14 protein-coding genes and 1 pseudogene are annotated in these 23,584 nt (G+C 73.8%); 5 read left to right on the forward strand and 10 right to left on the reverse strand.

Going from position 1 to position 23,584, the window contains the following annotated elements; all coding sequences use genetic code 11:
* Positions 1-194 precede the first annotated feature (194 nt).
* Positions 195-509 (forward strand): annotated as a pseudogene (locus WMF44_RS19795) (DoxX family protein); the annotation flags it as partial.
* A 431-nt stretch (positions 510-940) separates the two neighbouring features.
* Entirely contained in the window at positions 941-2,533 is a 1,593-nt protein-coding gene (locus WMF44_RS19800) for a hypothetical protein (RefSeq protein WP_437300677.1), read from the forward strand.
* Positions 2,534-2,536: 3 nt separating this feature from the next.
* Here WMF44_RS19800 and tssI read toward each other — a convergent pair whose 3' ends face one another.
* Entirely contained in the window at positions 2,537-5,479 is a 2,943-nt protein-coding gene (tssI, locus tag WMF44_RS19805; protein WP_437300678.1) for a type VI secretion system tip protein TssI/VgrG, read from the reverse strand.
* Positions 5,480-5,852: 373 nt separating this feature from the next.
* Between tssI and WMF44_RS19810 the strand changes: the two genes are divergently transcribed.
* Positions 5,853-7,511, forward strand: coding sequence for a hypothetical protein (locus WMF44_RS19810; protein ID WP_437300679.1), 1,659 nt, complete (start codon positions 5,853-5,855; stop codon positions 7,509-7,511).
* Between the two features lie 625 nt (positions 7,512-8,136).
* On the opposite strand, the gene WMF44_RS19815 is transcribed toward WMF44_RS19810, so the two are convergent.
* The 4 genes from WMF44_RS19815 to WMF44_RS19830 form a co-directional block, all read right to left on the reverse strand.
* Positions 8,137-9,891: a hypothetical protein gene (locus tag WMF44_RS19815; RefSeq protein WP_437300680.1), complete on the reverse strand. Its 1,755-nt coding sequence runs from the start codon at positions 9,889-9,891 to the stop codon at positions 8,137-8,139.
* Positions 9,892-10,019: 128 nt separating this feature from the next.
* Positions 10,020-10,331, reverse strand: coding sequence for a hypothetical protein (locus tag WMF44_RS19820; RefSeq protein ID WP_437300681.1), 312 nt, complete (start codon positions 10,329-10,331; stop codon positions 10,020-10,022).
* Between the two features lie 74 nt (positions 10,332-10,405).
* A complete protein-coding gene (locus WMF44_RS19825; protein ID WP_437300682.1) occupies positions 10,406-14,311 on the reverse strand; it encodes a serine/threonine-protein kinase in 3,906 nt (1,301 codons plus the stop codon).
* A gap of 216 nt (positions 14,312-14,527) precedes the next feature.
* Entirely contained in the window at positions 14,528-16,057 is a 1,530-nt protein-coding gene (locus tag WMF44_RS19830) for a hypothetical protein (RefSeq protein ID WP_437300683.1), read from the reverse strand.
* A gap of 313 nt (positions 16,058-16,370) precedes the next feature.
* Here WMF44_RS19830 and WMF44_RS19835 point away from each other — a divergent pair, with 313 nt between their 5' ends.
* Positions 16,371-17,111, forward strand: coding sequence for a hypothetical protein (locus tag WMF44_RS19835; RefSeq protein WP_437300684.1), 741 nt, complete (start codon positions 16,371-16,373; stop codon positions 17,109-17,111).
* 31 nt (positions 17,112-17,142) lie between these two features.
* Here the strand turns inward: WMF44_RS19835 and WMF44_RS19840 are convergent, their stop codons facing one another.
* From WMF44_RS19840 to WMF44_RS19850, 3 genes are all read right to left on the reverse strand, one after another.
* Positions 17,143-18,252 carry an outer membrane protein assembly factor BamB family protein gene (locus WMF44_RS19840; protein ID WP_437300685.1) on the reverse strand — a complete coding sequence of 370 codons (1,110 nt, stop codon included), beginning with the start codon at positions 18,250-18,252 and terminating at the stop codon, positions 17,143-17,145.
* A gap of 87 nt (positions 18,253-18,339) precedes the next feature.
* On the reverse strand, positions 18,340-18,930 hold the full coding sequence (locus WMF44_RS19845) for a Uma2 family endonuclease (RefSeq protein WP_437300686.1): 591 nt from the start codon (positions 18,928-18,930) through the stop codon (positions 18,340-18,342).
* Between the two features lie 104 nt (positions 18,931-19,034).
* Complete coding sequence (locus WMF44_RS19850; protein WP_437300687.1) at positions 19,035-19,661, reverse strand: CDP-alcohol phosphatidyltransferase family protein; 627 nt, start codon at positions 19,659-19,661, stop codon at positions 19,035-19,037.
* Positions 19,662-19,883: 222 nt separating this feature from the next.
* On the opposite strand from WMF44_RS19850, the gene WMF44_RS19855 reads away from it, so the two are divergent.
* Positions 19,884-22,310, forward strand: coding sequence for a PQQ-binding-like beta-propeller repeat protein (locus WMF44_RS19855; RefSeq protein ID WP_437300688.1), 2,427 nt, complete (start codon positions 19,884-19,886; stop codon positions 22,308-22,310).
* Positions 22,311-22,325: 15 nt separating this feature from the next.
* Here the strand turns inward: WMF44_RS19855 and WMF44_RS19860 are convergent, their stop codons facing one another.
* Both WMF44_RS19860 and WMF44_RS19865 read right to left on the reverse strand, forming a co-directional pair.
* Entirely contained in the window at positions 22,326-22,685 is a 360-nt protein-coding gene (locus WMF44_RS19860; RefSeq protein WP_437301582.1) for a septal ring lytic transglycosylase RlpA family protein, read from the reverse strand.
* Between the two features lie 200 nt (positions 22,686-22,885).
* Positions 22,886-23,437, reverse strand: a complete 552-nt coding sequence (locus WMF44_RS19865) for a hypothetical protein (protein WP_437300689.1) — start codon at positions 23,435-23,437, stop codon at positions 22,886-22,888.
* Between the last annotated feature and the right edge of the window lie 147 nt (positions 23,438-23,584).

Below are 23,584 nucleotides of genomic sequence, written 5' to 3' on the forward strand. Positions count from 1 at the left end.
CGCTCCCGCCCTCCTCGCCGAGGCCGAGGCACCCGGGCGTCCAGCGGGTGCTGCGCCAGCTGCGAGCGGGCGCCGGAGACGCGGACACGTCGCTCGAAGCCCTGGCCCGCGTCGCGCGGCTCTCGCCGGGGCGGTTCATGCACGCCTTCACGGAGAGCGTCGGCGTGCCGCTGCGGCTGTACCTCCTGTGGCTCAAGGCAGAGCTCGTGGCGATGGTGCCGCCGGCGCTGCCCTCCCCGGAGGTCCTCGTGGCCGCGACGGGGGTCCTGGAGATCGCAGGCGCGGCGGCGCTCCTGGCTCCGCGGCTCGCGCCGTGGACGGCTGCGGGGCTGACGGTGCTGCTCGTGGCGATGTTCCCTGCGAACGTGCATGCCGCGCGCGCGGGGCTCACGCTGGGCGGCAGCCCGGTGACGCCGCTCGTGCCACGAACGCTGATGCAGATCGTGTTCGTCAGCGCGACGGTCGCCGTGGCGATCGGCGGCCGCCGCGAGGACCGGCGCCGGGAGTAAACACGGCGCTCCGCTCGACGTCCCGCTCCAACCCTCAGGCTCAGCACGCGATCATGTCCAGACATGCCGGCCCGCCTCGCCGACCAGCCCCTGGCCACGCCGCGCATGGAGCGCGACACCTGGACGCGCTCGGGCCGGCAGGCCCCGCGCTGGACCCGCGAAAACGGGCACGATAGCCTCGCGTCAGGTGCGCTTTCGCCGGAGCACGCCCGAGGGAGCCCCTCTGGTGATCGAGAGGCATCGGGGAGCGGAAGACACCCATGATCTGCGTCGCGGTGAAGGTGGAGACGGAGTGCGGCACCTGCCGGCTGCCGATGCCGGTGAACACGCTGGCCCGCGAGGTGAGCTGCGCGAGCTGCGGAAGGCCCGCGGCGCTCGCCGATGATCTCTGGAAGGCGCTGCTCCGCCATCCGATCCACGACGGCCCGAAGATGCTGCTGAAGGAGGGGCGGTCCACGTCCGCGGGCAAGCTCTCGGCTGCCTACACGCGGCGCGCGCCCTCCTGCCAGGGCTGCGACAAGGAAATTCCCATCGAGGACATCCGCGAGGTGCGCGAGCAGGCGACGGTCACGTGCGCGCGGTGCGCGAAGCGGACCTGGGTGCGAACGGTTCCCACAGAGCTCGCCGGAGCGCTCCCGAGCATCACGCACGTGGTCGGCGAAGACCCGGATCCGGCCGCCATGGCGTCGGAAGGTGCGGCCGAGGCGGCGACGTTTCCCTGCCCGCAGTGCGGATCGCCGGTGCCGTTCGATGGCGTGACGCGCGCGTGCGTGTGCAGGTTCTGCAACGCGAGCGTGCACGTGCCGGACGACTTCGTGTTCCGCGGGCGGAGGAAGGTGGCGGTGAGCTGGTTTCTCTGCTTCGATCCGTCGATCACGGACGGAGCCCCTGCCGCGGAGGCCGTCGAGGCGGGGCTGTTCGACTGGGAAGACGAGCCGCCGCAGGTGGCCGTCGACTCGGAGGGCAACCTGTACTGCGCAGCCACGCAGGGGCGCTGGTTCTCGGGCAAGAACTTCGAGCCGAAGTTCCGGTACGATCACCTGCTCTGGTCCGTCGATCCCTCGTTGCGCGTCCGCTGGATCCAGCGCGGTCGCCCGCAGGCCAAGCGCCTCCTGCTCTCCCCCGGGGGCTCGCTCCTCGTGACAGTCCAGAACAAGTCACCGCAACCCTGGCTGTCCTCCGAGACCGGCACGGCCGAGGATGGGGCACAACGCGCGCCGCAGGGAATCGTCGAGGAGCTTAGCGGCGGTGACGACTTGACCTGTTGCGTCGATGGCTCGCTTCTTATCCTGGAAGGGAATAAGTTGCGGCGGATTGCTTCGAACGGCGTGGAGATACCCGTCTGGCCTCCCAGCGCTTCAGGGGGGCACACGGACGATAGTCTGCGAGGACCGCGTGAGCTTGCCGACCATCCTGTGCAAATGTGCGCCTGTGGGGCGCGCATCCATTGTGGTCCGGACGGGTCGGTCTACTTGATAAGTCGGGATGAGATAGCCCGATTCGATGCCAGCGGACGAAAAATCTACGGCGTGGCGATCTCGTCCGACTCGCCGATGTCAGTATATTGCAACCTAGGTGCTGATGTTCACGGCAATGCCTATCTCCTCCGCCGCGAGCAACTGGTGCGCATCAGCGCGATGGGCGAGCAGAGCATCGTCCTGGAGTCGAAGCGCGACGGGTTGCCCCGAGACGAGATGACCCTTGCCGTATGCCCCGATGGTGCGTTCTGGCTCTTCGGTACGGAGGGGCTCGCATGGAAATTTGATCCGGGGGGCGCGCTGCTCTTCGACAGTCGGAGGGAGCCCAGACCCAAGAAGTCGAGCCGAGAGGATCTCGGTTTCCCGTCCGGTTCAGAAATGATGGCCTCCTTCAAGAAGGCACTCGCTCAGCAGGAGGAGCAGCGGCGGCGGGAGGAGCAGGAGAGGATCAAAGTAGACCGGCGCCAGATGGCCATCGTTCTGCCCTGCATCGCTATCTTGCTCCTGGCCCCCTTCGTGCTTGTCGCCTGGCTGATGATTCGCTGAGCGCTAACCGAGGTCGATCCGGCTGCCGTTCACCGTCACCTTCGACGACGAGCACTGGACGCTGTTGTTTCCCTTTGCCAGCCTGGCGACGCCCGCGGTGACGGTGCACTTGGATGCGCCCTTGCGGATCTCGGTCATCCCGCTGGTGACCTCGAGGCCATCGGCGCCGTTGCCTACGGTGACCTTGCTGGCCACTGCTGTCATTCCCCAGTCGCCGCCCTTGACCTCCACGGAGCTTCCACCTCTGACCTCCGCTTTGGCGTTTGCTTTGAGGCTGATGTTGGCGCCCGTCTCGTCCAGATCTGCAGCGGCGCTTATTGTTGTCTTGTCGGTGGACTGGATCGCGATGGCCCCGTTGGACTTGATTTGCGTGTTCTTGGCGCTGACGTCGAGCGAGGAGGACGTTGAGATTTTCATGGGTCCTCGGCTGTGAGTTCGTGAGGGGCCGGTCGACCTGGACACGTAGCTGCCGCGCGAGAGAAGGTCGAGCTTCGCTCCGGCTGTGATGAGCGTTCTGGCGCCCGCTCCGATCGAGACGGTGACCGGCGACTTCAGCATCGCCGCCGTACCCCCGGCGACGATGGCCTGTCCGCCCGAGGACAGGGCGGCGCTCGCGGTGCCGCCGACGAAGGCGTCGGCCATGCCGATCAGCACGGCCGAGTTGACCGCGCCGCCGAGGAAATGGGGGGAGCCGATGCCGGGCACCACGCCCGCGACGCGGGCCACGCCGGCGAAGGAGGTGGTCGCCGCGGCCATGCTCTTCGCCGTGGCCACGCTCGCGGCGTCCGCGGCCTTCCCGGCCCGCTGTGCGCTGTTGTTGATGAGGTCCTCGCGTGCTTTGTAGCCATCGATGAGCCCCTTCGCGCCCTTGCCGAGCTCCGAGGCCGCATCGACCCCCGCGGCCCATTGCCGCCGTGTCAGGTCCTCTTCGGCGAGCGTCTTCTTCAGATCCTCTGCTTGCTTCTTCGCCTCGGTGAAGCGCCTGGTCGCCTCGACCGCCTTCGCGTACGCGGGCCGCTCCGTTTCCCATTCCTCCTTCGTCATCGACCTCGGGACGCCGTAACGATCGAACCTCATCGGCGGATCGAGCTCGGGATAGGGATCCTTCTTCTGGGCCTCCGCGAGCGCTCTCTTCATGCGCTCCTCCTCGACGACGGCCGCTTCATCCGCCTGGGCTTGCTGGTAGGCGTCCCACTTCTTGAAGCCGTCGAGCGCGCCCTTCGCGACGCTCGCGATCCCGTTGACTATCTTCACGCCTTTGTCGCCGAGCAGCGCGCTCCGGATGCTCGATGCGCCGCTGGCGAAATGGGTGATGCTGGACGAGGCCCAGAGGGACGCCACGTCCGCGAGCGTGGTGCTGACCGAGGTGAGCGTGTTGACGCCGGCGGCGCCGACCGCCGTGAAGGCCTCGGTCGTCGTGAGCGCCGCCCCCGCCTCGGGCGTGTTCGGCGCGCCGAGCTGGAACGTGGCGCCCCCGAACGGCGTCGACAGCTTGATGCGCTCCTCCCCCTCGGTGTCGTCGATGTTGATCTCGTTGCCGCCGCCCGTGCGGATGACGTTCCGCCGCCCGTTCTTCGCCCCGACCGTGCTCGGGGTCTGCGGGTTGGGCACCGCGCCGGTGATGATGGGCCGGTCCGGGTCGCCGTCGATGCACGTGAGGATGACCTCGACGCCGCTCCGGAGCGGGAAGTGGAACCCGTAGCCCGCGCCCGCATGGGGCTGGGCCATGCGGACCAGCCTGGAGGCCTTGCCGTCCTCGGCGCCGCTCGTGTCGAACTGGAAGCGCACGCGGTAGCGGCCGGCCTCGTCGACCTCCGCGTACTGGCCCTTCTCGGCCGCGTCGATGACCCCCGTGATGGCCCCGTGCACCCTGGGCTTGGGGGTGACGCGCGGCGGGCGGTAGGTCGTGGCGAAGGGGATCGCCCGCAGCTCGTTCGCATAGGCGCGCTCGCCGCCCGTCCCCATGTTCATCGTCGCCTGCTGCAGCCTGTGGCGCACCTCGACGAGCAAGAGCTCGATGTCGCCGCGCGGGTGCCCCTCGAGCGTGAACCGCGCCCCGGCGCCGAGGGCCTGCACGTCGCTCGCCCCCTCGAAGACCTTGCGGCCCGCGCGCAGCTCCTCGGCCCGGATGGCCGCGATGCGCTCGCCCTCGTCGGGCGTCTTGAAGTGCGCCCCGTACTCGACGATGCCGCCGCCGGCCGCGTCGGAGACCGCCGCGGCCGCCATGAGCGGCACGTGCGGCGTGCGGTAGTTGTAGTCCTTGACCACGTAGCGGCCCGGGACCTTGCGCGTCGTGCCCTCGATCCGGTGGACGCCGACGTGCTCGCCCCGGGGATGGAAGTACGCGCGACCGCCGCCGGGGATGGGCGGAAAACCGCTGTTCGCGTCGGTGAAGACGATGACGTCGCGGTCGTCCCGGTGCTCGAAGAAGAACGAGATGCCGAGGTGCTCGGCCAGGCGCGAGGCGAACTGGAGATCCGTCTCCCGGTACTGCACCACGTACTCGCGGGGCGGATACGACCCGACCAGGCGGAGCTCGAAGTCGTCGCCCTCGCACAGGCCCGCGCGCTCGAGCTTCTTCTTGAGGATCTCCGGGACCGAGAGGTCCATGAAGATCTCCGACGTCTCGGTGAGCGTCATGCGGAAGGCGCGCGGCACGAACGTGAGGGTGTACGCCATGTGCGACGCCTCGGTGAGGAGCGCGTCGCGCACGACCGCGATCTCGCCGAACAGCCGCCGCTCCTCGCGGTCGCCCCGGAGGAACACCAGGGCGGCGGGCTCCGCGAGCAGCGCCTCCTCGTCGAGCCCCTCCGGGCTCTTGCACACGATGTGGAGCTGGAACTCGAACAGCTGCGAGATGACCTCGCAGCCGGTGAGCTCGTACAGCTCGACCGCGTCGGCGGAGAAAGCGCCTGACTCCAGGCGAGCAGACAGGATGTCTTTCATGGGCGTCCCTCGGGTGAGAAGACGCCAGTATCGCCCGGGCGCGCGGCCTGGCGCCAAGGATTTGCGGCGCCGCGGAGGGTCGGCGCCGCGGGGTCCACCGCGGTCGCTTCCGCGCGAACACAGCGAACCGCGGTCCAGAGAATCCCGGACCCCACGCGAGCGACGTGGATTGCGGACCGGCCGCAGGCCGTGTCGCGACGGGCCACCACGGGATGGATACGACCACGCGTACGCCGTGGCCGCGCGCGCGGGCTCGCCGCCGCGCTCGAGAGGCGCGGCTCGCCCCGGCCGAGGCGGAGCTGACAGCGACGACGCGGGCGCTGGATGCAGCGCCGCCGTGAACGGCGCTCGAAACGAAGCGGACCGAGCTACGATGGCCGCACCGACGCCCATCAAGGAGCACGCGATGTCCGACGCGATCACGACGTCTCAGGCTGAGCCGATCGACGACGAACGGTACCCGGCCTTCCTCGAAGCCATCCGCGCCCGCTTCGGCGAGGGGACCGCCGGCGGCGCGCGCCTCTTCACCACGGACGCCGCCGGCCTCTTCGACGCGTTCCTCGTCGGGCTCCCTGCGGAGCGGCGCCAGCACTACACATGCAGCGCGTGCCGCCGCTTCGTCGATCGCTTCGGCGGGCTGGTGAAGGTCGCGCCCGACGGGACCGCGACGTCGATCGCGTGGGCCCCCGATGCAGCGCCGCCGTTCTTCCGGAGCTCCGTCGAGGCCATGGCGCGCCTCGTCGCGCGCGCGAAGGTGACCGGCGTCTTCCTCTCCGACGAGCACACGTGGGGGATGCCGAGCAACAAGAGCCAGACGCCGCCCTTCTCCTGGAAGCACATGGCCGTCGCGCCGGGGCGGGAGCTCGTCTTCAAGCCGTCCGCCGTGCAGACGACCTCGCAGGTCATCGCCGAGAAGCTCCAGGACCACGGCACCCTCTGCCGAGGGCTCGCCGAGTTCCCGCTCGAGGTCGTGAGGCAGGCGTACACCCTCCTGACCACCGGGAACCTCTACCGATCGGAGAAGTGCATCGGCGTGGCGAAGTGGCTTGTCGATCTGCATGAGGCGCGCGCGGCGACGAAGAACCCCGTCGCCCGCGACAACATCACATGGCTCGCCGCGGCGACCGCGCCGGCCGGGTTCTGCCACGTGCGCAGCGGCATGATCGGCACCCTCCTGGAGGATATCCAGGCCGGGCTCGGCTTCGCCGACATCAAGGCGAAGTTCGACGCCAAGATGCACCCGCTCCTCTACCAGCGCCCCCAGGCGGCGCCGAGCGCCGGCAACATCGCGCAGGCCGAGGCCATCGTGCAGAAGCTCGGCTCGGCCGGCGCGCTGGAACGCCGGTTCGCCAGGCTGGAAGACATCCAGGCGCTGTGGAAGCCGAAGGCGGGTGCGCCCAAGGGCGGTGTCTTCGGCCACCTGAAGGCCAAGATCGCCACGGCCGCAGCGTCCGTGGAGCAGCCGCCGGTCGTCATGACCTGGGAGAAGTTCCAGCGGACCGTGCTCGCGGACGCGGAGCGCATCGAGTTCTTCGTGCCCGAGCAGAAGGCGTCGTACGCGGCGCTGGTGACGGCCACGAACCCTGATTCACCGCCCATCCTCCAGTGGGATCGCGAAGAAAAGCGGAACCAGGTGAGCTGGTACCTCTACGTCAACGGCTCGCCGGCGAGCGCGTGGAACCTGAAGGCGGGGCAGCTCCAGGACGTCACGGCGATCGCGCTCCAGCCGACGATGTGGGACGGCCCGGACAAGTACCCGCACCAGGGCCAGTCGGTCTTCTTCCTCCTCGACGGCGCGCGAGACGTGAACCACGAGCGCAGCGGCGGCTTCTTCCCGGAAGACCTGCGAAGCGAGTACCACGGCATCCGCGCCACCATGGAGGCGTACGCGAAGAACGCGACCATCGCGGGAGCCAAGGAGGCGTCAGCCTGCGGGATCAAGCTCCAGAAGAGCACCGGCAAGTGGGATTACCTCTTCCGCGTCACAACGAAGAACGGGCGGGTCACCTACAAGCTCGACCGCTGGGACTGAGGATCGGGGGCCGGGAGCGCGGACACGCCGCTCGAATCCCTGGTCCGCGCCGCACGGCGCATGCGCGCTGGTAGACTGCCGCGGTGGCGAGAGAGCTCATCGACTTCGGCATCGAGCGCAGCCGCCACGAGCACTTGACCGGGCGGCACCTCTCCACCCTCGAAGGCCACGCCGATGGCATCAACGCATGCGCAGTGAGCTCCGACGGTCAGCACATCATCGCTGCTGGCACAGCGCGCCCTTCGCCAGGCTCCAGGCGCTGCCGAATGACGGCAAGCCGGTCACCCTCTGGGAGAATCGCGACGAAGCCTGGACCGACGTGGTGAAGGGCATCCGCCGCGCGGTCTCGGAGCTCCGAGCGCGCTCCGGATAGCTCCCGGACCAACTCGCGACCTACCCGCCTGCCCTGCCGATCAGCCGCCGGGGCAACTCCGACATACCGGCCTGCCTCGCCGACCAGGCCCCAGGCCAACTCCGACATGCCGACCTGCCCTGCCGACCAGACCCCGGGCCATGTCCGACATACCCGCCTGCCCCGCCGACCAGACCCCGGGCCATGTCCGACATACCCGCCTGCCCTGCCGACCAGACCCCGGCCATGTCCCGTCCCCGCCCTCGCTCCCCCTCACCGGTACGGCCCGCCGCGCCCCTCCCCCCGCATCTGCCGCGCGAGCGCCAGCATGGGACGCAGCACCTCCCGCGCCGCCGCCGGATCCGCGAGCGGCGCCCCGATCACCACCGCGATCGCGCCCGGCGCCACCGCCACCCCCTCCTCCGCATCCGCAACGCCCCCGAGGCGCGCCGCCTGCTCCAGCATCGCCGCTGCGATCCCCTGCTCCGCCGCGTTCCTCGGCCTGGCCGCGCCCTCGATCGGCGGATCCAGCCGCAGCGAGACCCGCGTCCTCGCAGGAACGGCCCCCTTGAACAGCGTCTCCAGCTCGAACCGCGCCCCCTCGAGCGTCCCCGAGAGCCGCATCGAACCCGCCCGGAGCACCCCGTCGCTCTCCTCCGCGAAGCGGCGCCACGCGGGCAGCCACGCCGCCATCGCCGCCGGCGGCGGCAGCGCCGCGCCGGCCTGCGCGAGCGCCCGCGCGAGCGCGTCGACCTGCGCCAGGAACGCGTCGAGCGCCTGCTCGTCCGACGCCTCCGCGGCGCTCCACACCCACGCCTCCCTGTCGTCCACGTCGGCCCGATGGAAAGCACGCAGCGCGCGCCGGAGCGCAGGCCCGAGCACGGCCAGCACCTGCGCCTCGTCCCGTCCCGCCGCCCGGAAGCGCCGATCGAATCCCTCGTCCCCCGTCTCCAGCCCATCGAGCTCCAGCACGCGCCGCCACTGCACGTCGAGGCGCAACCCCCAGGGCTCCGCGAACCGCACCGTCGCGCCCAGGCCGGCCCTCAACCCCTTCACGGCAGAGGCCACCTCGACAGCGCAACCCGCGCGCACGCCGCGGAGCCGCAGCCCCCGCTCCAGCGAGAGCCCCACCCGCCGCCCCGCGCGCGCCCAGACCGCGCGCCAGCGATCCGCGCCGATCCGGGGCCGCTTTCCGTCGCGCCCGGCCCGCGGCTCGAACAGGCCGACGATCACCGGCACGCGGTGCCGCACCAGCTCGCCGCCCGCCAGGTGCTCGATCGTCACCTCCAGCGCGTACTCCAGGGCAACCTCGCGGAGGCGGAAGGACGGCGCGAGATCGCCCGGCAGAGAGATGCGGAAAGGCACCTCGGTTCCCTCGGCGACGCCTGTGACATCCTGGAAGAACACGTTCGGGCAGCTCTCGTACGAACCGCCGCGCGCGTTCACCTGCTCCACCCCGTTGCCGACCAGCGCGACGCGGAGCCCGAAGGGGTAGCGCCCCGGGAGACCCCCGAAGGCGACGGCCCCGGTCACGATCGCGCCCGGGGTGAGGGTCCGGCCCGGCAGCGACACCTCGACGAAGGCGCCGCGCCCCCGGTGGCTCGCGTCGATGAACGGCCCGTCGTCCGGCCGCTGCGCGGATCTGGGCCGGACGAGCACCTCCTGGCTCTCCCGCGCGTCGAGCCACCACGGAATGGAGACGTGCGCGCGGACCTCGCACCGGCACGCCTGGAAGGCGCCGGCGAACGTCGGCGGGAGATCACCCGGCAGCGCGAACGCGACCCGGTAGCGGTGAATCCCCTCGCCGAGCCGCCCCTCCCCGGCCACCTCCTCGCTGAGGAGGAGCAGATCGCGAACCTCGAACGTCCCCTCGCCCGGAACCAGCCGCTCGTGCGTGTGCCGCAGGGCCACGCGCACGAAGTTGATGGGCGTCTTCGCGGCGCTCTCGAGCGAGAGCCCGACGTCGAACGCCTCGCCCGGATGAACGACCCTGGGGAGGCGCAGCGTGATGAAAGGGCGGCTCCTCATCGCCGCCTCCCAGTGTAAACGACCTGGCCGACCCGCCCTCCGACGAGGCGTCGCACCGATCGCTCGCTCGCGGTCAGGAGGTCGCGTCGCCCGCTCGCTCGCCGTCAGGAGGCCGCGCCGCCCGCTCGCTAGCGGTAGGAAATGGCCAGGTGCTGCGTCGAGGGCGGCAGCGGATGAAACTCCGTCCGCGAGAACCCCGCGCGGCCGAACATCGCGCCGAGCTCCGCGTCCGTGTACGCGTCGCCCCGCGGCGTCTGGACGAGCATCGTCATGGCGAACGCGGCCGCGCTCGGGGGCGAGACGCGGTCCTCGTTCGGGACGATCTTGATCCCGAAGACGCCGTGGCCCGCCGCCACGTCGAGCACGCGCATCGGCCTGCCGCCCGACACCTCGACGACATTCGCCATCAGCTGCGCCGTGAGCCGCATCAACGGGGCCATGGCGCGCGCAAACCTCACCCACACCGGGTGATCGGGCGCCATCGATCCCTCGCTGCGCGGTCGACCGGAGTCGGCTACTCCGCCGCCTCGCCCAGCCACGCCCGCGCGAGCTCGAGCGTGCGCGCGTTGTCCACGGCCCGCTCCAGGAAGTGCGCCCGGAACGCGCTGTCGCTGATCTTCTCGGCGCGCGCGAGCAGGCGATCGCGCGCCTCGGCGATCGCCCGCGCGGCCTCGGCGCCGCGCCCGCAGACCGACAGCGCCTCGGCGTAGACCAGGCGCACCACCGACTCGCCCTCCTCCACGCCCACCTCGTCGAGCAGCGCGCGCGCGCGCTCGGCGGCGGCGAGCGCGTCGCCAGGGCTGCCGAGGTGGAGCAGCGCGCGCCCGAGCACCGCGACGGCGTAGGCGCGCATCGGCGGCGCCCGCTCGAGGATCGCGTCCGCTGCCCGCGCCTCGCGCGCCGCCGCCTCGGGATCACCCGCGAGGAGCAGGATGCTCGCGAGGTAGACGCGCGCGCAGCCTTCCATCCGCACGTCGCCGTGGCGCTCCAGCATCGCGCACGCGGTCTCCTCGACCGACCTCGCCTCGTCGAGCCGGCCTCGGTACGAGAGCACCAGGCCGAGGTTCTGGAGGACGTACGCCGTGGTGCCGCGCAGCTCCATGCGCTCCGACTCGGCGAGCGCCTGGCGCAGCGCCGCCTCGGCCTCCTCGAGCTGACCCACCTGGCCGTACGAGTAGCCGAGGTTCATGCGCGCCATGCACGCCCGCCGCACGTCGCCGGCCTGCTCGAACGCCGCGAGCGCCGCCGCGATGCCCGCGAGGCTCGCGCCCGGGTCCCCGCCCGCGTGGGCGCGGATCGCGCGCGCCTCGTGGAGGTTCGCCACGGCCTCGAGATCCGGCGCCGGGGCGCCCTCGATCGCGCGCTCCGCGCCCTCGAGCAGCGCGTCGGCCAGCGCGTAGCGGCCGCCGAAGATCAGCATGAGCGCGGCGGAGCTCAGGCAGGCGCTCTTGGCGGAGCTCCCGTCCTCGAGGGGCGCAGGCGTGTCGCGCGCGACGGCGGCCCAGCGCTCGACCCGCTCGAGGCCGCCCGTGGCGCCCGCGGCGATGATGATCCGGGTCAGCGCGGCGAACCAGGCGGCGGAGCCCTCCGCGAGGTGCTCCGCGGCGGCCGCGGCGCGCTCCTCGGCGAGCGCGAGATCGCCGCGCCAGAAGTGCGCCTGGCTCTCGAGAAGGCGGAGCTCGCCCACGGTGGCGGGCGCCGGATCACACGCGACGCCGCGCGCCGCGCGCGCCAGCACCGCGCCGAGGTCGTTGCCCCGCAGCGCCTGCCGCGCCGCCGCGAGGTACGCCGTGGCCGCGCGCGCGGGCTCGCCGCCGCGCTCGAAGTGCTCGGCGAGCGCCATGGGATCGGCCTCGCCGCGCTGCGCGAGGAAGCCGCCCGCGAGCGCGTGGCCGAGCCGCCGGTCGCCCTCGGTCAGCATGCCGTAGGCGGCCTCGCGGATGAGCGCGTGGCGGAACCGGAGCGCGGCGTCGCCGGCCGCGCCCCGCGGCCCGATCCGCACGATCGCCTCGTGCCGCGCGAGCTCGTCGAGCTCGCGCGCGACCTCCGACCGGCCCACGAGCGCGGCGACCCCCGCCTCGGTGAACGCCTCGCCGAAGACGCTCGCGGCGCGCAGCACGCGGCGCGCCTCCGGGTCGAGCGCGTCGAGCCCGGCCTGCACCATCGCGAGCACCGTCTCCGGCGGCGCCGCGGTCCGGCCGCGGGCGGCGGCGCGGATCTGCTCCTCCAGATAAAACACGTTGCCGTCGGCGCGCTCGACGAGCGTCCTCACGAGCTCCGCGCTCGCCCGGGCGCCGAGCGCCTCCCGCACGAGCCGCTCGCCGCCCGACGGCGCGAGCGAAGCGAGGCGGACCTCCCGGACGAGGTGAGGCCCCCAGAGCCCCGGGAAGAGCTCGTGCACGCCGGGCCGCGCCAGCGCGAGCACCGCGAACCGCCTGCCCTTCAGGTTGCGCAGCGCGGCCTCGACGAGCGTCACGGTCGGCAGGTCGCCCCAGTGCAGGTCGTCGAGCACGAGGAGCACCGGCTGCGCGGCGCACTCGGCGTCGAGGAAATCCTCCCACGCGAGGCGCAGCTGGTCGCTCATCAGGAGCGGGTGCCGCCGCGCCGCCCTGAGCTGCACGTCGTCGTCGTCCGGGAACGGCGCGCCCGCGAGCTCGCCGAGGAACGGCGCGACGCGCGCGGCCGCCGCGGCGCCGCAGCGGCGCTCGACGCGCGCGCGGATCTTGCGCCGCTTCGAGTCGATCGGCTCGCCGTCGCGCAGGCCGAGCCCGCGGCGGAGCGCGCGCTGGAGCAGGCCGAAGGCGGAGCCCGCGCTCATCGGGTCCGCCTGGCCGAGCCACACGGCGAGGGGCTCGCCGCGCGACCCGAGCGCGCGGACGAGCTCGTAGCAGAGGCGCGATTTGCCCGAGCCCACCGCGCCCGTCACCAGCACCGCGCCCGGGGCCGCCCCGCGGACGCAGGCGTCGATCTCGGCCTCGATCAGCCCGAGCTCGCGCTCGCGCCCGACGTAGGGCGCCGGCCGGCCGAGGAGCGAGGGCTGCGTCTGGGGCTCCTCGCGCGCGCCGTGGAGCCAGCACCCCGACGCGTCCCGGGTGGCGTCGAACCGCGCGCCGAGCAGGCCCGCGGTCGTGTCGTCGATGCGGATCGCCGCCGGATGGAGCGGCTCGCGGCTGCCCTGCACGAGCTGCACGAGGCGATCGATCACCGCGCCGACCGGCAGCCGCGCGGCGACCTCGGCCCGGCCGATGACGAGCGAGAGGCGGGCGCCGCCGAGCAGCTCCCTGAGCGAGAGGGCGCAGCGGGCCGCCTGCGCCGCGAGGTCGGTGGGCGCGGCCGATCCCGAGAGCGTCACGAGCAGCCACCGCGCCTCCAGGAGCTCGATCCGGCCGCGGTGGCGCTCGACGATCTCGCGGATCGCCCGCGCCCTCGCCTCGTCCTCGACGTCGGAGAGCGTCGCCTCCGCGTCGGCCTGGCCCTCCCGGGCGAGCAGGAGGCACATGACCTTCCGCTCGCTGGTCGTGATCTCGCGGCCGCGCTGCGCCGGCGGGTGGGACGACGGGGGCTGCAGCGACGGCGGGCCCGCGTCGAGGCGCGAGTCCAGCGCCTCCGAGGCGAGCGCCGCCGCGACGACGCCCGCGTCGCGCGGCCGGGACTCCCGCGCCTTCGACAGCATCCGCGCGACGAGCCGATCGAGCCAGGCCGGGACGTCGTCGCGGAGCTCCCCGAGCCGCGGCGGCTCCTCGAGGAGGACCTTCATGAGGACCGAGAGCGGGTCGCTGCCGCCGAACGCGGCGCGCCCGGTGAGGCACTCGAAGAGCACGCTGCCGAGCGCGAACACGTCGGCGCGCGCGTCGATCTGCGGCTCGCCGCGGGCCTGCTCCGGGGCCATGTACTGGGGCGTGCCGCGGATGTCGCCGAGCGCCGGGAACTCCTCCTCATCATCCCCGGAGAAGCGCGCGACGCCGAAGTCGATGAGCCGGACGCGCTGGAGGTCGCCGCCCTCGAGGATGAGGTTGCCCGGCTTCACGTCGCAGTGCACGAACCCGAGCTGGTGGACGGCGGCGAGCGTCTCGGCGATGCGCGCGGCGAGCGTGAGGCCCTCGGCGAGCGTGAGCGGGCCGCGATCGAGCCGCTCCGAGAGGGTCTCGCCATCGAGCCACTCCATCGCGAGGTAGAGCCGGCCCCCGCCCGTCGCTCCGTGCGCGACGTAACGGGCGACGCCGGGGATCGCGAGCGTCGCGAGGGCGAGGTGCTCGCGCGCGAGGGCGCTCAGCGACGCGGTCGCGGCTATCTGGAGGAGCTTGAGGGCGACGAGCTCGCCGGACCGGAGGTCGCGCGCGCGGTACACGCGCGCCGTCGCGCCCGAGGCGACGTGCTCCTCGATCTCGAACCGGTCGTCGACGACCTCTCCTGCCTGCATCGAGCTGACGCGCTCCTGGCGGGCGCTCTGCCGCTATTGCACAGCGTGCCAGCGGCACGCGCCGTCCGTCCACTGTCACTTCGCTCGACGCCGCGCGGCGTGCGCGCCGGCTCACCGCGGCCGATCACCTCGCCGAGCCACCTCGCCTGGACGCATATGGCGGCGCAGGCGCGCGCGTCGGCGCGGCGCACACGCTGGCGCACCTCGCCGGCTCACCTACCTGTCGCGCTGCGCGCCCGCGTCAGGGGGCGCCTGGCCTGCGTCCGCGCCGCCCGCGGGCCGCCGCAGCACGACGTAGCGGAGGTGCGGGACGCCGCTCACCGCCACGGGAGCGAACGCGTCGCCGGCGCCCGGCAGGCGCGCGACGCGCTGCTCCACCCCGCGCGCGAACCGCGACGCGGGCCACGGCGACGCGAGCGCCTCGCCCCCGGCGAGCAGCAGCACCAGCGCGTCCACCCGGCGCGCGTCGAGCAGCGCCCCGGGGATCCGCTTCGTCGTGTGCCCGCCGGGCAGCGCCGCGATCGCCGGATCCGTGACGCCCGCGAGATCGACGAGGGTCGCGCCCGTCGCCGCCCCGAGCCAGCCGACGTCGAGCGCCGCGACGACCTCCGCCCCGGCGAGCGCGCCGCGGAGCTCCTCGACGACGCGCAGCCTGTCGCTGCCCACCCGCGCGGCGGTCGGCCCGACCCGGACCATCACGAAGAGCTCCCCCGCGAGCGCGAGCGCGAGCCGGAGCGCCGTGGCGCGCGCGCCGGCCACCGAGGCGACGTGGGCCGCCGCGAGCACCACGGCGGGCAGCGCCGGGACGACGAGCCGCGACAGCGGCATCCAGTCGCCGCCCGCCGCCGCGACCGCGAGGAAGTGCACCGCGATCGCGGCGAGCAGCCCGCGCGGCCACGCGGGGAGCGCGCGCCACGCGCCCGGCGCGATCAGCGCCAGAGGCCCGGTCAGGAGGAAACACGCGAGCGCGTACCGGGCCCCGAGCGCCGCGTCCGGCGCCTTCGCCAGCGCGGCGAGCGGCGCGGCCCGCCCGAAGATCGCGAGGCGCGCCACGGCCACGGCGACGAAGGGCAGGCCCGCGAGCGCGAGCGCGGCGAGCGCTCGCGCCCACGCGGGGCGCGGCGGGGCGCCCCCTCCGGCGTCGCGGCGCGGAGCCGCCTGGGCCGCGAGCGCGACGACGAGCGCGAACGGCAGGAGCTCCGGCCGGAGCGCCGCCGCGGCCCCGGCGCAGGCCGCGCCGCCGAGCGCGCCGCCGAGCGTCGGTAACGCGACGGCGAGCGCCCCGAGCGCCGCGACGACGCCCGTCTCCATGCCCGCCACGCTCCAGGCGGCGAGCGGCGCCGACGCCGGCACGAGCGCGAGCGCGGCGAACCGGATGGGACGGGCGGACGCCCGATCGATCGCGAGCGCCAGGACGCCGGCGGCGAGCGTCCACGCGAGGGCGCCGAGCGCCTTCGCGGCCGCGAGCGCGGCGAGCGGCCCGCCGGCCGCGAACGGCGCCAGCACGAACGCCCACCCGAGCGGCGTCACGCCGTCGGTCACCGGCCCGGCCGCGTTGAAGCGGTAGCCCAGCCCCAGGGCGAGGTGGTGCGCATAACGCGCCGTGATCAGGGCGTCGTCGACCGTGAACCCCGAGAGCGCGAGCGCCGGGATCAGCGCCGAGAGCGCGCCGGCGAGCGCGACGAGCAGCGAGCGCTCCCGCCCCGTCACGCCGCCTGTGCGTCCGCGCGGCACTCCGATGGACACGAGGCGCTGACGCCCGCGCTGGACCGGAGCCCGCGCCGCTCTGCGCGTTCTCCATCGAGGACGCACCGACAGCGGAGCAAGCGCTCAGGGTGTACGGCGATCGGCACGCAGCGATCCTGTGACAGGCGCACGAAGGACGCAATTGCGCTCGTCTGCCCACAATCATGCGAGCAGGCGAGACGCGACCACGCGGGCACGTGCGCGCGAACGTCGCGAACACCTGGGCTCGCCGCGGCGCGCACGCCTCGGACGACGGCGGCGGCGCTGCGCCTCGTGGCAGCCATGCGCCCTCGTGGACGGTATAGTTCCCCGCATGGCACTTCCCGCCGCGCTCCTGGCCGCCGTCGAGCGGCATTCGTGTTTTACCGGCTGCTATCGCAGCGAATCGGAAGTCCAGGTCTGCATCGATCCCGCGCAGGCGCTCGTGCCGACGGTGCCTGTCTGTTGCAGCGATTGCCTGAACTTCCACCCGGCGGCGCTCGTGAGCCTCTTGCCCCTCGGCATGACGTCGTACGCGCTCGCGAACGCGCTGACGACACACGTGCGCTCGCTGCGCGGGTACAAGTGGGCGACCGGCGGCTACCACACCGCGGGCACCGGCTTCTGGCTCAACGCCGCCTACTACGGCAATGGCCTCTTCCTGGTCGACGCCGCGCGCAACCGCAACGCGAGGACGGACGTCGACATGCTGATCGAGGCCTTCCAGCACGGGATCGTCCAGCCGGAGGACCCGCGCATGCTCGATCCGGCGCTCTACACGATCGAGCTCGCGTACATCAACATGTCGCGGCCCATCCTGCCGGTCCGCAGCAAGCTGGATCTCCTGGCGTCGCCGCAGCGCAGCGCCACGCCGAGGCAGGGGTTCTCGCGCGTGTCGATCGTGGAGTTCCAGCCGCTCGCGGTCGCGGGGACGTCCTCTTCCGCTTCCGCGCAGCCAACGAAGCCGGCGCCGCAGCCCCGGGAGCTCAAGCTCGGCGATACGTGCCCGACGTGCGGCGCCGCCGTGATGGAGCGACCGCTGTTCTCGGGCACGTTCGTGGGCTGCCTCTGCTGAGGGCGCGCCGCGGGCCACGCCGGCGACCGGCTCACGGCGACGGCAGCGTGGTCGCGCGCCACGCGGTCTCTCCGGTCGCCGGATCGATCGCGCGCAGCGCAGCGCCGCTCACCGCGGCGCCGCTGATGACGTAGACGTAGGGGCCGGACGCCTTCGCCGCCGTGAGCCGGTCGCCGAGGTAGGCCGCGGCGCGCTCGTACCGCGCGGCCCCGGACACCGGATCGAGGGCGATGATCCGCGGCTCGGTGCCGTTCACCACGTCGACGCCGACGACGACGGCGGCGCCGCCGCTCGCGACGAGGAACAGGTCGGGCCGCCCGCCGGAGAGCGGCGCGCGCGCGGCGAGCTCCTTCTTCCAGAGCGACTCGCCGCCGCGCCGCCCCTCGGCGGTGAGCCGCGGCGGGCCCCCGGCCGGCGCGGTGAGCACGACCTCCACGTCGCCGGCCTGGACCACCTGGGGGTTCTTCTTGCGCTCCCAGAAGTGCCCCGTGATCGCCGACGGCTGCGGCGCCGTCGGGCAGTCGGCCGCCCCGCCCCCTTCGAGCTTGATCCCGGTCGCCGTGCCGTCCTTCATCACCACGGTCGCGCAGCCATCGCCCCCCGCGATCTCGTCGGGGACCCCGGGGAGGTCCGCCACCCAGCGCGCCTTGCCGGTGCGGGCGTCCAGCGCGCGCAGCGCGGCGTCGCCCCCGCCCGCGAGCACCGTGTTCGGGTCCGCGCAGGCGAGCGCGTCCGGCTCCTCGATCTCCAGCGAGGCCCAGATCCCCTGCCCGCTGCGCCCGTCGACGGCCACCACGCGCCCGCGGGTCTTGCCGTCCTGCCACAGCACCGGGTCGGGCGTGTCGTCGCCGTTCGCGTCCACGAAGCAGAGGGCGTCGCGCTGCGTGGAGAGCGGGCGCGCGCGCGGCGCGGGCTCCTGCGGCGGGTCGACGCGCGCGAAGAACATCACCGCGAAGCCGATCCCGACCGCGGCCATCGCCGCGGCGAGGAGCACCTTCGTCGCCCGGGATGGCCCCGGCGCTGGCGCGCCCCGCGGCGCGGCCGCGCCGGCGACGCCGGGCGCATCCGCGCCGCAGCGCGGGCATGCGATCCCATCACGACTTGCCTCCAGCGAGGCACCACAGCTCCTGCAGGGCCGCATCCGGACAGTCTATCGCCGCCGGGCGCCCGTGATCGAGGGCCACCGCGCGCGGCCCGGCCGGACCGGGGACTCGCCTCCGCTACGTCGCTACTTCGCCCAGAGCACCGAGAGATCGATCTCGATGGCCTCGAAGGGCACGACCCGGACCCGCGCCGCGCCGCTGTGGACGGGGCCGGGCTCCCAGCTCCTGCCCGCGGCGAGCGAGAAGACCTCGAGGGTGCGCCGGAGTGGATCGACGAGCCACGCGTGGAGCACGCCTTCGCGCGCATAGAGGGGCATCTTCTCCCTGCGATCGACGTCCTCGGTCGACGGGCTCAGGATCTCGCAGATCCAGTCGGGAGCGAGCGGAAAGAAGGCCGTCTCGGGCAGCTCGGGCATGCGCTCGATCCGCCAGCCGGCGAGGTCGGGCACGAGCACGTCGAACTCACCCGGCGTGCGCGGGTCGGGGAGGTGCAGCTCAGGCTCGACCAGGATGGTCCAGCCGCCGGGCCCGCCTTCGCCCAGGTCGAAGGGGCCGGACAGCTTCCCCCCGAGCCGGGACGCGGCGCGCGCATGCCGCGGCGCCGGGCGGGGGAACACGTGCAGGGTGCCGCGGACGAGCTCCGCCACCTTGGTCGACGGGACGGCTTCGAGGTCGGCGTACGTGGCGCGGGGCTGCTTCTCGGCCGGCTGACCCATGACCGGAGCCTGCCTGGACACCCAGGGAGAGGCAAGGGTGTGTGGCGCGCCGAACCCGAACGCTGGCGCGTCGGCGCGCCGCGCCGCCCACCGGCCCTCACCCGCTACGGCTTCGGTATCCTCAACGTGCCGCTGACCATGGCGCTGCCGCTCACGACATAGACCAGGCTGAGCGGGTGGAACGCCCAGGGGCCGAGCGCGATGGACCCGAGCCAGAGCTGCTCGTGCACGCGCTCCTTGGCAAACAGCACCCCGAAGAGCAGCACGATGAGCAGGCTCGTGGGGATCGGCGTCCCCTCGTAGTAGCGCACCTTTCCTCGATCGTCCGACAGCTCGGCCGCCGTCACGTTGTACCGCGCGAGGCGGCTGATCCCGCAGGCGACGAAGTAGACGAGGGCGGCGGCGTCCCACGGCCCGCGCAGGCCGAGCGCGTAGCCGAGCACCGCGGGCGCGACGCCGAACGAGACCACGTCGGCGAGGGAGTCGAGATCGGCCCCGAGCGGCGAGTGCTTGCGACGCCAGCGCGCGATCGTGCCGTCGAGGACGTCGCACGCCAGCGCGAACGGCAGGAGCCCGAAGGCCACCCAGATATAGATGCGCTCGCGCTCGGCCACGTAGTTCAGGCAAAGCAGGATGCTCAGCGTGCCGCTCGCCGCGTTCGCCAGCGTGACGAAGTCGGCGAGCGCGAACGACCGGAGCATCGAGAAATGGGGCGGTCTCTCGGCAGGCATGGCGCTCGGGCTGCGCAGTGTCGCACGTCCGGTTCGATTGCCAACCATTCTGCGCGGAGCGCGCCGCCGTCGCCGGGGCGTCCTCGCGTCGCAGGGCGCCTCGGGCCGCGGCGCGCCCGGCGCCGGCGCCGTCTAGCCAGGTGGCACGTGCTTGTCCACTCCGCGGCGATCCGCGCACAAAACTTAGGATAGGGCCGCGCGCTGCCTAGCATCCGTCGGCGGATGCCCGGACTGTCACTTGTCGCCGACAACACCCGTTGCTCACCGGAGCCCGAGCGCACGTCGCTGCACGATGTGCTCGACTTCGTCCTGGAGGGGGCGCGCAACGCGTCTCCTCCGCTCGATGGAGCGGCGCTGCCGCTACGCGCCGAGGCCGAGGCGCTGCCGCTGCTCTGCGAGCTCGCCGAGGCCGCGGCGGAGCTCGCCTCCGGACGCCGCGCGCGCGCGGTCGTGCGCCTGTGCCTCGAGCCCGACCCCTGGGAGCTCGGGCTGGAGCGCGTGGGCCGCGACCTCCTCGTCACCGTCTTCCAGGGCGGGGACGTGCCCGAGGTCGCCCTGCACGAGCGGCGCTTCGACGGCGAAGCGCTCTGCGCGCGCCTCCTCGCGGCCATCGACCGGCTCGCCTCGCGCAGGGGCCCAGGCGCGCGCCGCGACGCCGCCTTCGCCGACAACGACGCGGATCTCGGCGGGCTCGGCGAGCAGCGGCTCCCGGCCGCGCGGCGGTGCCTCGCGGCCTCCCTGCCGTTCTCGCCCGACGAGGCGGGGGGAGAGCCCGCGATCGTGGGCGTCGAGCCGACCGGCGAGATCCCGATCGCCATCGCGGCCGAGGCGCTCCTGCGCACGTCGCAGGGCGCGGCGCTCACGCAGCCGGCCGTGCTCCGGGCCGACCTCTTCTCGCTCCTCTTCCGGGGCAAGATCCGCGTGCTCGTGGGCGAGGAGGCGCGGGAGCTGCCCGACGTCTTCGTCTTCCCGTTCGCCGAGCAGCTCGCGTCGCTGTCGCTCGAGTCGCTCGACGCGTGGGCGCGGCGCCAGCCCTACCACCGGCGGCTGACCGTCGGCGGCGCGATCCTCGGCGTCCGGCTGCACAGCGAGGGGGCGCTGTCGCTCACGCTCGGCGTGCCCCGCGTGGGCCGCGTCCCCTCCGCGGATCCCCGCGCGCCCGGCGCTGGCCGCGTACCCTCGTTCGCGGCCGCCGAGGAGCGGGCGCAGACCTGGACCTTCCCGGCCGTCGACGTGGCGGCGCTCGCCCAGGGCGTCGTCGCGTTCGGGCGGGCGCTCGCGCGCAGCCTGGTGCGCCGCGATCGCGGGCAGACGTCGAACCTGCGCCTGTTCGAGTTCCGGGCGCGCGTCCGCGAGCTCGCCGAGCGGCTCCGCGAGCTCACGCGCAACGACGCGAAGATCAACGTGGCCCCGGAGACGTACCGCGCCTTCGCGGCGGCGGCGCGCCCGCAGGCCGCCGCCGAGGACACGTTCGGGAGGACGCGCCTGCGCTTCACGGCCCGGTGGATCGCGGCGATCCCGTCGCTCGATCTCCGCGCCACCTTCCTCTGCGGCGACGTGCTGGTGGTGGGCTCGACGCGCGAGCTGACGTGCATCGATCGGCGCACCGGCGAGTGCCTGTGGCGCAAGCCCGCGCCGCGCGCGGTCTCGGTGATGACGCCGGTCGGCCTCGGGCGGCTCCTGCCCGACGGCACGCTGCAGCTGCACGATCTGTCGAGCGGCGAGGTCGCCTGGTCGACGCGGCTCTCGCCGCGCGTGGGCGCGAACGCCTCGGGCGCGGTGGTGAGCGCCCCCGGGCTGCCGCGGATGCTCATCGTGAGCGAGGGGACGCGCCACCTCGCGGCCGTGGACCTCTACTCCGGCGAGGTGCGCTGGCGCTACGCCGCGCGGCGCGGCGAGAACTTCCGGCTCCGCCGCGCGGGCAAGCTCGTCCTCGTGGGCAGCGGCGAGCCGGCCCTCGCGGCGCTCGACGTGCTGAGCGGCGAGGTCGTGTGGCGCTTCTGCGACCGGCTCCCGTTCGCGTCGCCGGTGGCGGTCGATCACGACGCGCTCTTCGCGCTGGCGGGCGACGGCGCCTTCGTCGGCCGCGGCGGGGCGCGGCTGCACCACCTCGACCCGTGGTCCGGCGAGGCGCGGTGGACGGTCGATCTGCCGAAGCACGTGGCGCCGGTCGGCGCGCCGCTGCTCGGGCCCGAGACGGTGTGCGTGGTGACCCACGGGCGGCGCGGCACGGGGCTCGTGGGGCTCGATCGCCGCACCGGGGCGACGCGCTTCGAGCTGACCGCGTGCGCGGCGACGGCCTCGTGCCTCATGGTGGACGATGTGGTCGTCGTGAACAGCGAGGCAGGCGAGATCGTCGGGGTCGGCGCGCACGACGGCGCGGTCCGGTACCGGCACGTCATCGCGGGCGGCGTCGAGGGCGACAGGCCGCGGCGCCTCGAGCCGGTGCTCCGCTCGGGCGCGCTGTTCGTGCCGCAGAGCGAGGTGCACGTCGTCCGGCCGCGCGACGGCGCGCTGCTCGGCAAGGTGCCGACGGACCTCATCCCGGATCTCCTGCGGGTGGACGAGCGGTGCGACGTCTACGTGGCCGAGGAGAGCGGCCACCTCGCGGCCTTCGCCGCGGCCCCGCGGCTCAGCCTCGTCCAGTAGCCGCGGCGGCGCGCGTCAGCGCGGCCGCCGCGCCGGCTTCCAGATGAGCTCCAGCGTCACCTGGGTGACGCCGTCCTGGATGAGCCCGATCCGCTCGGCGGCCTTGCGCGAGAGATCGATGATCCTTCCGCGCTTGAACGGGCCGCGGTCGTTGATCCGCACGCGCACGCGGCGGCCGTCCCGGCGGACCACGTCGACCACGGCGCCGAAGGGCAGCGTCCGGTGCGCGGCCGTGAGCGCGCGCGGGTTGTAGCGCTCGCCGCTCGCGGTGCGGCGGCCGGTGAACTTGTCGGCGTAGTAGGTGGCGCGCCCGTGCTGGATCGGCGTCCCCTTCGCCGCGCTCCGCGCGCTCGCGGGCGCGAGCGGCGTGGAGATGCCGTCGGTGTCGTCCGGATCGTCGCCCTCGGCCTGGGGCCGCGGGAGCGCCGGCGGGGTGCTCGGCGCGACGCCGCGCGCGATCGGCGCGTCGGCGCCCGTGCGGGGCGCTGCAGGCTGGTGAGCGGAGCAGGCGGGGGTGAAAGAGAGGAGGAGGAAGGCGAGCGTCCTCGCCGCGCCGCGGCGTCCACGGGGCGTCATCACGTCGCCTCGGGCGCGGCGCGATCGGCCGACGAGGGGTCGAGGTCGGCCGCGGGCGAGGCCACCGCGGCGACGAGGGCCAGGGCCGAGGGCTCGCCGCTCCCCGCCCCGTCCGCGGACGGCGCCGCCTGGGGCCTGGCCTTGGCCCGCACGAACCCGGCCAGCGCGCGGAACGGCACGCCGGTCGGGCAGATCCTCTCCTTCTCGGCGAGCACCTCCTCCGGCACGTGCGCGAGCGCGAGCGCCGCGGCGTCGAAGTCCGGCATGCTCCGCGACGACGCGAGGACCACGGTCATGAGGCCGCGGTAGGCCCCCCTGGAGGCCGCGATGCGCTCGGCCTCCCCGAGATCGCAGCGCCCGCACGCGATGCAGCGGGAGAAGCGGGGCAAGGCCGCGCGCTCGGCGGGCGAGAGCGGCGGCAGGCCATCGGCGTCGTAGTTCTCGCGGAAGAGCGCGAGCCCGCTCGGACCGTCGTCGAAGAGACGGCGCACGGTAACCTTGAGGAACGACCACGCGAGGACCGCGAGGGCCAGGGCACGACCGGAGAGCACGATCCGTCCATAACCCGAAACAGGCCCGCGCGCCGAGGCGATGCGCGCGGGGTCTCCAGATCGGCGCCGGGCGCGTGAACCCGCGTTAACAGCGCGCCGGGCACGCGCAGGTCCGCGACGACCCGCCGCCGCTGCGATGACCCCTGC

The sequence above is a fragment of the Sorangium sp. So ce426 genome, from assembly GCF_051475585.1.
Taxonomy (GTDB): domain Bacteria; phylum Myxococcota_A; class Polyangia; order Polyangiales; family Polyangiaceae; genus Sorangium; species Sorangium cellulosum_B.

Excerpts from the sequence above, each read along its gene's own strand:
- WMF44_RS19815 (WP_437300680.1), bottom strand. The coding sequence starts at position 9,891 with ATGAGGAGCCGCCCTTTCATCACGCTGCGCCTCCCCAGGGTCGTTCAT.
- WMF44_RS19825 (WP_437300682.1), bottom strand. The coding sequence starts at position 14,311 with ATGCAGGCAGGAGAGGTCGTCGACGACCGGTTCGAGATCGAGGAGCAC.
- WMF44_RS19845 (WP_437300686.1), bottom strand. The coding sequence starts at position 18,930 with ATGGGTCAGCCGGCCGAGAAGCAGCCCCGCGCCACGTACGCCGACCTC.
- WMF44_RS19850 (WP_437300687.1), bottom strand. The coding sequence starts at position 19,661 with ATGCCTGCCGAGAGACCGCCCCATTTCTCGATGCTCCGGTCGTTCGCG.
- WMF44_RS19835 (WP_437300684.1), top strand. The coding sequence starts at position 16,371 with ATGGCACTTCCCGCCGCGCTCCTGGCCGCCGTCGAGCGGCATTCGTGT.
- WMF44_RS19840 (WP_437300685.1), bottom strand. The coding sequence starts at position 18,252 with ATGCGGCCCTGCAGGAGCTGTGGTGCCTCGCTGGAGGCAAGTCGTGAT.
- WMF44_RS19800 (WP_437300677.1), top strand. The coding sequence starts at position 941 with ATGCTGCTGAAGGAGGGGCGGTCCACGTCCGCGGGCAAGCTCTCGGCT.
- WMF44_RS19820 (WP_437300681.1), bottom strand. The coding sequence starts at position 10,331 with ATGGCCCCGTTGATGCGGCTCACGGCGCAGCTGATGGCGAATGTCGTC.
- tssI (WP_437300678.1), bottom strand. The coding sequence starts at position 5,479 with ATGAAAGACATCCTGTCTGCTCGCCTGGAGTCAGGCGCTTTCTCCGCC.
- WMF44_RS19810 (WP_437300679.1), top strand. The coding sequence starts at position 5,853 with ATGGCCGCACCGACGCCCATCAAGGAGCACGCGATGTCCGACGCGATC.
- WMF44_RS19855 (WP_437300688.1), top strand. The coding sequence starts at position 19,884 with ATGCCCGGACTGTCACTTGTCGCCGACAACACCCGTTGCTCACCGGAG.